We start from the raw sequence: 11,547 nt of genomic DNA on the forward strand, positions 1-11,547 counted from the left end.
TATGAGCACCGTAACGGCAGTGCAGGTCAACGGCCTAAAAGTTTCCGTATCGTCCGGTTTTTCACGCAAGAAAACGAAAACGATCTTGCATGATCTCGATTTCACCGTAGAGACCGGAAAGATCACGGGATTGCTGGGGCCATCGGGCAGCGGCAAGACAACTTTGATGCGCGCGATTGTGGGAGTGCAAAACTTCGACGGCACCCTTGAGGTGTTTGATCAGCCCGCAGGTGCTGCCTCTCTGCGCGGGAAAATCGGCTATGTCACCCAAAACGCCAGCGTGTATCACGATCTGTCGGTGATAGATAACCTCAAGTATTTCGGGGCTCTGGCTAAAGGAACCTCCACTCCACGCACCCCGGAAAAGATTATGGAGGTCTTAGACATCGCAGATCTTGCCCAACGCCAAGTATCAACACTATCTGGTGGGCAGCGCGGCCGAGTCTCCCTTGGATGTGCGCTTATTGCCTCACCAGAACTCTTGGTGATGGATGAGCCAACCGTGGGTTTGGATCCCATTACCCGGCAAGCGCTGTGGGAAGAGTTCACCACCATCGCAAAAGCAGGTGCTGGAGTGGTTATCTCCAGTCACGTGTTGGAGGAAGCCGCGCGGTGCGACAACCTCATTTTGTTGCGTGATGGTCGGATCATCTGGAGGGGAACACCCACACGCCTTCTAGAAGATACAGGCAAAAGCTCATACGAAGATGCTTTCTTGGCTGCCATTGACGGGGTAAGGTCATGAACCCTCACTATCTGCTTGCCACGGTCAAACGAGTCCTGCTGCAGCTGAAAGCCGATAAACGTTCCATCGCGCTGATTCTTCTAGCACCCGTGGCGTTGATGTCGCTGTTTTATTACATGTATTCCTCCACACCGGCAGGCACCCAGCTGTTTAAGACCATTTCCACGGTCATGGTCGCAGTGTTCCCCTTGATGCTCATGTTTTTGATGACGTCGGTGACGATGCAAAGAGAACGCAACGCTGGAACGCTCGAGCGCTTGTGGACCACGAACATTCACCGCGTTGATTTGATCGGTGGCTACGGGGTGGCGTTCGGCATCATGGCGGTGGCGCAATCTTTGCTCATGGTGCTCACCCTTCGGTATCTCCTGGGTGTGGAAACCGAATCGGAGTGGTGGATTTCTACGCTCATTGCTGCGATCACCGGTCTTATCGGAGTGTCTCTTGGCCTGTTGAGCTCTGCGTTTGCCAGCACTGAGTTCCAAGCTATCCAAACGCTGCCGTTGCTTATTTTGCCCCAGTTCCTATTGTGCGGTTTGCTGATCCCACGGGATGATCTGCCGGATGTGTTGCGCTGGGTTTCTAATGTGTTGCCGCTGTCCTATGCAGTTGATGCAGCGCTTGAGGCCTCACGGACGGGAATCGGACAGCAAGTAGTGGTCAACATTGCCATCTGCGCCGCGTTTGCCGTGGGCTTCCTGCTGGTGGCGGCGCTATCGATGCCGAGAAAGACCCGCTAGATTACTCTTCCAGCGAGGTGCCAATCATCGACATCGATGTGGCCCTCGCCTGGGCGGCTTCCTGGCCACGGTGAGTGATGAGCAGCTCGATTAATTGCTCAGAGACCAACATCAGCGCGGCCCGTGACGTTCGGGTGAGCTCATCTTGGAATGAGGCTGTCATCGGGGGAACGATCAAGGACACATCAGCGGCCACATCGATGGCGGAATGCGCAAAACATGTCATCGCCATAATGGTTGCTCCACCTGCACGTGCTGCTTCGATGGTCGCAAGCGTTGCTTTGCTGGCACCTGAACCAGAAATCGCGAAGCAGACAGAACCTTCACCTAATTGACGAGCCACAATCTGCTCCGACATGGAATCAGAATGCACTTCAGCTGAACGACCCATCGAGTTCAAACGCTGCGAAAAATCCAAACCCAACGGCGCGGACAGCCCATGAGAGGCCACGAGTACCCGGCGCGCAGTATCCAGCCCCTCAATACAGCGCGTGAGATCATCTTCGGTCAACGCAGAGGCCACCGTGCTCAACGACGCTTGAAAATCAGAGATCCCCGCCTGCAGGTGACCAAGCAACGAGGAGCTTAACGCTCCTTCAACCATGCTTCTCGACGCGCCCTGCGCCAGTGCCAGTTCCTGCGCCAGGGCGACGCGCAGCTGCGGGAATCCGTCGTAGCCTAAGGACTGGGCGGTGCGGATGACGGTGGCACGCCCAACCCCCACGCGATCTGCAAGGCCCTGAGCGGTCAGTTCGACGATGCTGGGGGCGTCGACAAGCATGACTTCGGCGACTTTGCGCTGATTAGGCTGCAGCGATGGCGCAAGCGTGGTGATGCGGATGCTTGGTGGAGCGTCAGTTGCTTGGTGCCACGACACGGTCACTAGCCCCCTTCATGATGCGGCGGCGGATGGTGCCGGAGATGAGATCGACGATCATCGTTGCGACAACCATGACGATGAGCAGCATGCCCACGGTGTCCCACTGCCTGTAGTTGGTGTAATTGGCAAGCATACTACCGATACCACCTGCACCAACGATGCCCAATACTGCAGAGGTACGGATGTTGATCTCAAAGCGGTACAGGGCAAAAGATGCAATGGATGGCGCAACCTGTGGCCACAACGCCCACCGCAGAACCTCCGGCGTAGTTCCACCCGCTGCACGCACTGCCTCTGACGGGCCGGTGGGAGTGGACTCAATGGCTTCATAGGTCCACTTTGCCTGTTGTCCAATACCGGAGATACCCAATGCGAGCGCACCCGTAAAAGGAGTTAGGCCGGTGACAGTTAGCAAAATAATTGCGATAACCACTTCGGGGAACGCACGAATCACCGCGAACACGAAACGTAAAACGGTACGCAGCCAATAAGGTCCCACCCCGCGGGCAGCCAACATTCCCAGAGGGACAGAGACCACCACGCATAAAATGGCACCCAACCACGCCATGGCGATGGAACGCCACATCTCCTGGACGGCGCGGCCAAACTTCGACCAATCGGGATCGCTAAACATCAGCTCTAAGTAATGCCACACCTGCGCGGGCATCTGCGGAAGCTCATTCCACTCGATCTTGAGCGTGCCGGTAGCTATAAGGACAATTAGCGCAGCGACAATTGCAACGATATTGCGCGCCAGTTTGTTGGGGCGCGCCGGGGGAGAGCTGGGGGCCGGTACTGTGCGGTGAGAGGTTAAGGTGCTCATACCAGCCTCTTTCGAAGTGCGTTGGAGATTACTTCAATGACAATCACCACGATGAGGATTTCCAGAATGATCACGGAAACATCCGCGTAGGCATAGAAAGTTCGGCGTTCATCAAGCAGCCTGCCGATGCCCCCTGCGCCCACGATGCCGAGGATGGCGGAGATGCGTACATTGAGCTCTAGGGTGTAGAGCCATTGGTTGGCAAAGAGCGGCATGACTTCAGGAAGTGCGGAGACTCGGTTGATTTGGAATTGTGATCCACCTGCTGCGCGTCCTGCTTCCATATAGGGATGCTCAGTGGAATCAATTGCTTCAGAGACAAGCTTGACCACGATGCCCAGGTTGAACAGAAACAGCGTCAAAATGCCAGGTAATGCGCCGACACCAACCATGGCGACCAAGATGGTGGCATACACCAAGTCGGGGACAGAGCGCACCACGTTAATGATGGTGCGGACAATGCCACGACCAATCGCACTGGTGTTGGTTGCCTGCGCTGCCCACAACGTCAAAGGCACCGATACGGCAGCAGACAAGACAGCTCCAACAAGCGCCATCTGCAGGGTTTCCAACATGGGAAGCCACGTACGAGGCAAGAACGCAAAGTTGGGCTGCAGCATTTGCAGGAGTTTGTTGGCACCATTGCGCCAATTCGCAGCGATGGAAGCGAAATCAAGCTCAATGCCACCTAGAGCTGGGGTTGCTGTTGCCACGGTGAAGACAACGATGGCGCCGATGATGAGATAGGTCTTTACCCCAGCCCGAGGCTTTTGCGGGATAGGTGGAGAAGAAGGCGTGGTCATGCGCGATCACCTAGCAGGTCTTTAGCCTGGATGGGGCGACCATAGATAGCTTCAAAGTCTTTATCGGTGGCCTCAGAGATGGGACCGTCATAGACAAGCTTGCCGGCACGCAAACCCACAAGCCTTGTGGTGTATTGACGAGCCAAATCAATCAAGTGCAAGTTCACCAACACGGTGAGGCCTTCCACGTTGTTGATGTTTTCTAGATCGCGCATCACGGAATGCGCGGTTGGCGGATCAAGGCTTGCCACAGGCTCATCTGCCAGCATGACAGACGGATCTTGCGATAAGGCGCGCGCAATAGCAACGCGCTGTTTCTGTCCACCCGACAAAGCACCAGCTCGGGTCCACACTTTGTCCAAAATGCCCACGGACTCCAACGCGTGAAAAGCAATCTGCTTGTCGTGCTCCGTGGGAAGCCCGAGGAGGTTACGCCACCACGCTGTGTGCGCGAAGCGGCCCACCAAAACATTCTGGAACACACTGCTGCGTTCCGACAGGTTGAACCCCTGGAAAATCATGCCGATCTGCCCACGGGCATCACGCAGTGCTTTCCCCTTCAAGGTGTTGATCTGATGCGGCCCCACCGTCACGGTGCCTTCCGTAGCGCGGACAAGACCGTTGATCGTGCGAATCAGCGTGGATTTACCCGATCCTGACAGACCCACGATGGCAACCATCTCACCGGGATTGATGGTGAGGGAAATATCATCGAGGGCTTTCGTCCCATTGGGATACGTCACCGACACATGGTCGAAGTTGATAGCCCAGGAGTTGGTGGTAGCCGAAGCATCAGAATTCATATGCGCACACCTTGAGTATTGGAAACAGGGAAATTAGTTGGAAAACTTCTTCAGGATCTCGCCGTAACGAGTGATTTCATCCTGTGCGGTATCAGCAGTCCAGTCAGACAGACCAACCATGTCGAACATGACATCCTTGGCTTCCTCGGAGGAATCTGCGTAATCATCCATCAACTCGGTGAGCTTTTCCACCAGGTCGGATGGAAGGGACTTGGACGCTGCGACGCCACCGTTAGGGATCATCTCGGTGTAGGCAAACGCTACGACATCCTCAGCTGCGTTAGGAGCCTCAGACAGCACGGTGGAACGCGCATCCCAGAAACCGAAGGACACTTCCGCGTCACCGTTCAGGACAGACAGCACAGCGTTGTTGTTGCCCTCTACTGGAACCTGAACAAAAGCGGAATCGGTATCCATGCCCAGATCCTGCATAGCGACGATAGGGTACTGGTAACCCGCAGGAGAGGTTGCAGCCTGCAGCGCTACCTTGTCACCGGACTCGATCTTTTCCAGCGCATCAAGAGCTGCTGGGCCCTCACCGGTAGCAGCCTGGCCCTCAGTTTCAATACCGTTGCAGTAAAGCATGTCTACATCGGACGCAGCATAAGACGCAGCCACTGGTGCATCGGTGCAGTACTTATCAGGATTGTTGGTGTAAGCCACAGCAGAGTACGAGGTGGCACCGAAACGAACATCACGCAGAATCAGCTGCGCATCGTACTGCTCAATCGCGTTATACAGGGAACCCGCATCAGTGATGATCACCTGAGCCTGATCAGCACCCAAAGCCTCAACGGTTGCAGCGTAATCAGATGCCACCACACCATTGACCTCAATACCAAGGTTCTCAGACAGGTAATCAGTCAAAGGAGCCAACGCTTCAGCCAAATCCTCACCCTCCGTGGAAGGAACAAGAGACAAAGTAATGGACTCAGGCCACTGGCTTGCAGCATCCGAAGAAGAAGACGCAGATGATGAGGAAGAAGACTCATCGGAAGAGGAACAACCAACTAGAGCAAGGGTAGAGATCGCAAGCGTAGAAACAGCAACACGCATGGACTTGGATGGCTTAGAGAGTTTGAACATGAGATCTTTAAAAACCTTTCAGCGACATGAGACAAGAAAGTTAAGAAGAGGAGACCCGGGAAGAAACCCAGGCAAGGAGAGGGAGATCAGCGATAGAATCTCCACGCATGGAGACCTTCGCTTCAGAAATGGTTGCTGTAGCTCCAACCAGAGCCGTATCTGCACCTAACTGCGCTGCAGGACTCAGATCGAATTCATAAATATCGCCCACCGCAAGCACCGGACCATCAAGCTGCAAATCAGAAATGATCGAAATCAACCCTGCAGGCTTACCCACCACAAAATGCAACTGATCAAACAAATCAGCAACACCCCACTGACGCAGCAAATCATGCACGCCATTTTCCGGGGCATTGGTAGCTAAAACCAACCGAGCATGACCTTTCAACGAGGACAAAATATCCTTAATACCCCGCACATGCTCAACAGGCGCTAAATCCGAACCAAGCAACTTCCGGCTCTCGCCATAAGCGACAGACATCGTGCCATCATCAATCCCTAATTCCGACGCCAACTTAGCCACAATGTCATACCCATCACGGTAAATACTCTGACCATCGTCATAGCGCCGAAGCTCCCTGCGCACACGCTCCAGAAAGTCCTTGGAACCCTCCGGTGCAACACACAATGCATACGCAAGGACAGGGCCATGGCCAATGGCAAGCGTGCCATCGAAATCAAAAACAATACTGGGTGTCACAAAAAGATCCTTGAATCGGGAAGAAATGGACGATGCGTTCATCATAAAATTTCTTCATGAACACAACGTCCAACCTTGAGTGAACGATCAATGACACCTACATGAACACTTGCCCCCAGCCCAACCCCACAGCTGCAAAAGCGCGCCGGGTCACCTCCTAATTGACAGAGATGGCCCGGCGCGCAGTGAGATCAGGTTTAGCTAGATCCAACCATTGTCCAACCATGGCGAGTTGCCTGATCAAAGAACTCGCGTTCATGAACAGAGGCGCTCAAGAATGCTCGAGCAGCATCGACGCGTTGTTCAGCACCCGCATTTTCTAGAGCGTTTTCTAGACGTGCGATAGCCGCACGGGTTCCAGCGATGAATTCTTCACCGGAGTAAGTGTTGAGCCAGTCCTTGTAGGGGTGCTCGTCGTGGTTTTGTTCAGCCAGCATCAATCCGATCTCTGCGTAGAGCCAGTAGCACGGCAGTACGGCCGCCACACCGCAGACGTAGTCCTCAGTGTAGGTGCGTGCGATGAGGAAGTCGGTATAGGCCATCGTGATGTGTGATGGTGCGGAGACTTCTTTCCCTGCCATATAAGAGCGGTGCAGTTCGGCTTCCACGACCAGGCATTCTGCAGCGCTTTGAGCCCATTCGATTTGTGCGTGTGAATCAGGTGCGATCGAAGAGAGTCGTGCCAATGCTCGGGAATATTGGGCGAGGTATTGGGCGTCTTGGTCGATGTAGAAATCGAACTCTGGGCGCCGGAGGGTGCCGTCGCCAAGCATGGTGATGAAGTCAGAACTGTTGATGTCCGCGATGATATCGCCACTTGCCTCCCACAGCGCGCGCGTGAAAGGCCCGGCAGGTTCGATGCGTGGAGCTGGGCTTTTTACCGTGGAGGGTGTGGTGAAACTTGCCGCGGTGGCGCCGTCTAGGCGCGGAGTCCGAAGGTGTGCCCAGGGAGTGGTTTCCGCCGCGTGGGTCATGCGTCGTGCCAGGTGACCGTGGTCGACAGGGCCGTTTCCAGTACCTACAGCCAAGTGATCGGCGTGGCGGAGCGCTTCGTTGAGCCAACGCGTGGACCACTCGAGGGCTTTTTCCACGCTTTCGCCGGCGGCGATCCTGGTGGCAAGTGACGCAGAGAGCGAACAGCCTGTGCCATGGGAGTTGGTGGTGTTGACACGCAGGTTTTCCACCTGGAACACCGAGCCGTCGGGGCGCACGACAGCGTTATCAGCAAGCGTGCCAGTCAGATGTCCACCCTTGACAATGACGATGGTGTCATGAGTCCGCGCAAATCCCTGAGCCTGAGCAATGGCCTCATCCATGGTGATGGCAGGAGCACTGTCGCACAACACGGCAAGTTCGGGGATATTGGGGGTGACCACATCGACGTGCACGGCTAGGCGGCGCAGCGATTCTTCAGCGCTCGCATCCAGTAGGCGATCACCGCTGGTGGCGATCATGACGGGATCAAGCACCACGGGACCGTGCTCGTGGGAGCCAAGCCACGAAGCCACCAGATCGACGGTGTCGGCAGAGCCCAACATGCCGAGCTTGATGGCATCGACGGTGACGTCGGAAAAGACCGCTTCCAGCTGTTCTTCCAAAAAGGTCAAGGGTGGGGTGTGGATCGTGTTGACGCCGTGGGTGTTTTGCGCGACCAGCGAGGTCACAACGCACATGCCGTAGCCGCCACCTGCTGCAATGGACTTCAGATCAGCCTGAATACCTGCACCACCTGTGGGATCAGTGCCTGCAATAGACAACACACGTGGGGCAGAAGGCGAATTCACGAAGGCTCCTTGGAGTTCTGTTTGAGAGAGTTCAGTTTGAGTTTCAGGCAAGAAAGTAGGTTGAAAAGCAGTCCGCAGGCGAGTTGCCGCAGCTGCTGGATTGGCGGCGGTCATGATTTCAGAGACCACGCACAGACCGTCGATGGGCGTAGCAGCGAGTTCGGCCGCGTTGCGTAGACCAACGCCTCCAATAGCTACTGATGCGATGCCGTGGTCTTGAGCTACAGCGGCGATCTCAGCGATGCCTTCCACACCCAATGCGGGTGCCGCATCTGGTTTGGTCGCAGTAGAGGCCACCGGACCAATGCCAATCACATCGGGCAATGCCACACCAGTCTCGGCGCACTGCGCGATCACAGCATGCAATTGATCCAGGTTTTCAATGCTCAAACCCAATTCAAGATGAGCTGGAAGCAGCTCCCGTGCTTGCGTATAAGGTGTATCGCCTTGACCAATGTGCAGGTGAAGACCCAGCTCAACGGCGATATCTAAGTAATCGTTGACAACAAGCGCCACCCCGCGAGCATCGCAGAGTTCTTTCAGCTCCCTTGCTGCCGCACGAACATCTTCCACGCCTGAGTTCTTATCGCGCAGCTGCACCACAGAAACTCCGCCGGAAATTGCGCTGTCAACAATTCCAGCTACTTTTTCTGGCCCGCCACCCAAAACGGGATCGGTGACCAGATACAAAGAAAAATCAGTCACGTACTTTTCAGGCCTCTCGCACATCAACCAACGAGGCCACAGCCTGGGCATCCACGTCATAAAGCGCATCAATAAACGCCACCGCAAAGCTGCCTGGCGCCGATGCCTTCTGTGCTGCAATCTGGCCAGCAGCACCCACATGTGCATGCGCAGCCAACACAGCATCGTGCGCGGAAATATCTGAGTCAACCGTGGCACCTAGATAGGCAGCTGTCAGCGCGCCCAAAGAGCATCCAGTGCCAATCACCAGCTGCAACATCGGATCCCCCGAACGCAACCACGTCACCCGATCCGCAGACACAATCAAGTCCTCCGCACCAGAGACAGCCACGACGCCACCAGTGCGCTTGGCCAACAATTGCGCCGCCTCCAACGCCACTTCCACGGAATCGGTCGCGTCTACGCCGCGCCCACCGGCACCGAGCCCCGCAAGCGCCACGATCTCTGAGGCGTTTCCACGAATTGCGGCAGGCTGCTTATCGACGATTCCCTCCGCATACTTGGTCCTCTCCGACAACCCACCCACAGCAACTGGGTCTAACACCCATGGTGTGTCAGCTTTTCGTGCACCCTCAATGGCCTTGGTCATGCCTTGGTATTGCTCCGCAGAAGGAGTTCCCGCATTGATGAGCACTCCATTGGCCACAGCGGCGAATTCTGCCGATTCAGCTGGAGTATCCACCATCGCAGGGGTCGCACCAGCGGCAAGCAACACATTGGCTGTGAATTGCATGACCACAGAGTTGGTCAAACACTGAACAAGAGGAGTGTTTTGTCGAACAAGAGTTAAAGAATCCAAAAACGAGTTAGCCACGTTAAGGCCATCCCTTCGCTAGTACGAGCTAGAGCAGGTTCAACGGGTGTTTTCTCAGCCTCCGGAATTTTTCCATCCGGTTGGCACCCCGTGCCTAGTATTCAGCCTAGCAAAGCGGAATTCACCTGCCGTACATCACACATCCAAGAATGCGGGCAGAATCAAAAAAGCGTGACTCCCGAGAATGTGGGGAGTCACGCTTTTTAACTACGCAGCGTCGTAAGAAAATTACTTTCCGCTGAAACGCTGGTTGTCGCGCAGCTCGATTGGAAGATCAGAAGATGCTTCCTCAAGCTCGTGAGCGAACTTGGACAGCGTGGTGCGTGAGTGGAGCTGCTGGCGGGTGGTTGCCAGGTTCCAACGCTTGCGGGACAGTGCGTTCAGGCCCCAGCTGATTGCGGAGACGAAACGGTTGCGGAAGCCAACCAGGAACATGATGTGAACAGCCAACCACAGAACCCAACCGATGAAGCCGGTGACCTCAACCTTGCCCATCTTCACCACTGCGGAGAAGCGGGAGATGGTAGCCATGGAGCCCTTGTCGAAGTAATCGAAAGCTTCGCGCTCGGTGTTGGAGCGGCCTTCAACCTCAGCTTCGATCTGCTCAGCAACGTACTCACCACTCTGGATTGCTACCTGAGCAACACCAGGGAGGTTGTTGTAGTTCATCATGTCGCCAACAACGAAGACGTTCTTCTGATCGCCAACAGACAGGTCATCGTTAACCATGACGCGGCCTGCGCGGTCGGTCTCAACACCGGTCTGCTCTGCGACGAGCTTGCCCAGTGGGGATGCCGCAACACCAGCGGACCAAATCTTGCAGAAAGATTCGATGGTGTGCTCTTCGCCGTCCTTGGTCTTGTAGGTGACCGAGGTAGCGTCAACGTTGGTGACCATAGCGTTCAGGCGAACGTTGACACCCATCTTTTCCAGGGTGCGCTGTGCGTTGCGGCCTAGGCGCTTACCGAATGGAGGAAGAACCTGTGGAGCACCATCAAGCAGGATGATCTTTGCGGAGTTGGTGTTGAAGTTCTTGTACTCACCAGCAAGGGTGCGGTGAGCCATCTCAGCCAACTGGCCAGCAAGCTCAACACCGGTTGGGCCAGCGCCAACAACGACGAAGGTGAGCAGGCGTTCGCGCTCAGCTGGATCCTCGCAGATCTCAGCGCGCTCGAAAGCACCGATGATGCGTGCACGAATCTCCAGTGCATCGTCGATGGACTTCATGCCAGGTGCGAACTCAGCGAAGTGATCATTGCCGAAGTAGGACTGACCTGCGCCAGCACCAACGACCAAGGAATCGTACTCAAAAACGCGGGTGAACTCGCCCAGGGAGGCGGTCACAGTCTGGGACTCGACGTTGATGTCGGTGACTTCGCCCTTGATGACGTTGACGTTTTCCTGGGAGCCCAGGATCTGTCGAGTGGAAGGTGCGATTTCACCGGAGGAGAGGATACCGGTTGCCACTTGGTACAGCAGTGGCTGGAAGAGGTGGTGGTTGGTGCGGTCAATCAGAGTGACATCGACGTCTGCCTTGGCCAGGTTCTTGGCAGCAAAAAGGCCACCAAAACCAGAACCGATGACGACGACGTGGTGACGGCCGCCTTCGGGGCGGGTTGGGTTAACTGACATATTTGTCAAAGTCTCCTGATCGTGGATCTTAA

Annotated in this window: 11 protein-coding genes and 1 riboswitch; of the genes, 2 read left to right on the top strand and 9 right to left on the bottom strand. The window is 55.5% G+C overall.

Translation table 11 applies throughout. The annotated features are described in order from the left end of the window. The first annotated feature begins 1 nt into the window (after position 1). Together KW808_RS07815 and KW808_RS07820 are read left to right on the top strand one after the other, a co-directional pair. The gene (locus tag KW808_RS07815) at positions 2-745 is read left to right on the top strand and encodes an ABC transporter ATP-binding protein (protein WP_003863753.1); all 744 of its coding nucleotides are present in this window, start codon (positions 2-4) and stop codon (positions 743-745) included. Beyond that, positions 742-1,485: an ABC transporter permease gene (locus KW808_RS07820; protein WP_003856226.1), complete on the top strand. Its 744-nt coding sequence runs from the start codon at positions 742-744 to the stop codon at positions 1,483-1,485. Before KW808_RS07815 ends, KW808_RS07820 begins: the two co-directional genes overlap by 4 nt. A 1-nt stretch (position 1,486) precedes the next feature. Here the strand turns inward: KW808_RS07820 and KW808_RS07825 are convergent, their stop codons facing one another. From KW808_RS07825 to KW808_RS07865, 9 genes are all read right to left on the bottom strand, one after another. After that, positions 1,487-2,362, bottom strand: a complete 876-nt coding sequence (locus tag KW808_RS07825; protein WP_074495288.1) for a MurR/RpiR family transcriptional regulator — start codon at positions 2,360-2,362, stop codon at positions 1,487-1,489. Then, the gene (gene phnE / locus KW808_RS07830; protein ID WP_003863751.1) at positions 2,340-3,188 is read right to left on the bottom strand and encodes a phosphonate ABC transporter, permease protein PhnE; all 849 of its coding nucleotides are present in this window, start codon (positions 3,186-3,188) and stop codon (positions 2,340-2,342) included. Before phnE (KW808_RS07830) ends, KW808_RS07825 begins: the two co-directional genes overlap by 23 nt. Then, the gene (phnE, locus tag KW808_RS07835) at positions 3,185-3,991 is read right to left on the bottom strand and encodes a phosphonate ABC transporter, permease protein PhnE (protein ID WP_003863750.1); all 807 of its coding nucleotides are present in this window, start codon (positions 3,989-3,991) and stop codon (positions 3,185-3,187) included. Before phnE (KW808_RS07835) ends, phnE (KW808_RS07830) begins: the two co-directional genes overlap by 4 nt. Further along, positions 3,988-4,794 (bottom strand): phosphonate ABC transporter ATP-binding protein, encoded by an 807-nt coding sequence (phnC, locus tag KW808_RS07840; RefSeq protein ID WP_003863749.1) that lies wholly within the window; start codon positions 4,792-4,794, stop codon positions 3,988-3,990. The genes phnE (KW808_RS07835) and phnC overlap by 4 nt, the downstream gene beginning before the upstream one ends. 33 nt (positions 4,795-4,827) lie before the next feature. After that, positions 4,828-5,880 (bottom strand): phosphate/phosphite/phosphonate ABC transporter substrate-binding protein, encoded by a 1,053-nt coding sequence (gene phnD, locus KW808_RS07845; RefSeq protein ID WP_003863748.1) that lies wholly within the window; start codon positions 5,878-5,880, stop codon positions 4,828-4,830. A gap of 40 nt (positions 5,881-5,920) precedes the next feature. Then, positions 5,921-6,580, bottom strand: coding sequence for an HAD family hydrolase (locus KW808_RS07850; protein ID WP_230471393.1), 660 nt, complete (start codon positions 6,578-6,580; stop codon positions 5,921-5,923). Positions 6,581-6,777: 197 nt separating this feature from the next. Next, entirely contained in the window at positions 6,778-9,069 is a 2,292-nt protein-coding gene (locus KW808_RS07855; RefSeq protein ID WP_003863747.1) for a bifunctional hydroxymethylpyrimidine kinase/phosphomethylpyrimidine kinase, read from the bottom strand. A 7-nt stretch (positions 9,070-9,076) separates the two neighbouring features. Next, positions 9,077-9,883: a hydroxyethylthiazole kinase gene (gene thiM / locus KW808_RS07860; protein ID WP_003863746.1), complete on the bottom strand. Its 807-nt coding sequence runs from the start codon at positions 9,881-9,883 to the stop codon at positions 9,077-9,079. Then, a riboswitch (TPP riboswitch) is annotated at positions 9,877-9,984 on the bottom strand. (Overlaps the previous gene by 7 nt.) A 127-nt stretch (positions 9,985-10,111) precedes the next feature. Further along, a complete protein-coding gene (locus KW808_RS07865) occupies positions 10,112-11,515 on the bottom strand; it encodes an NAD(P)/FAD-dependent oxidoreductase (protein ID WP_003863745.1) in 1,404 nt (467 codons plus the stop codon). Positions 11,516-11,547 lie beyond the last annotated feature (32 nt).

The organism is [Brevibacterium] flavum (assembly GCF_019317305.1).
Lineage (GTDB): Bacteria > Actinomycetota > Actinomycetes > Mycobacteriales > Mycobacteriaceae > Corynebacterium > Corynebacterium glutamicum.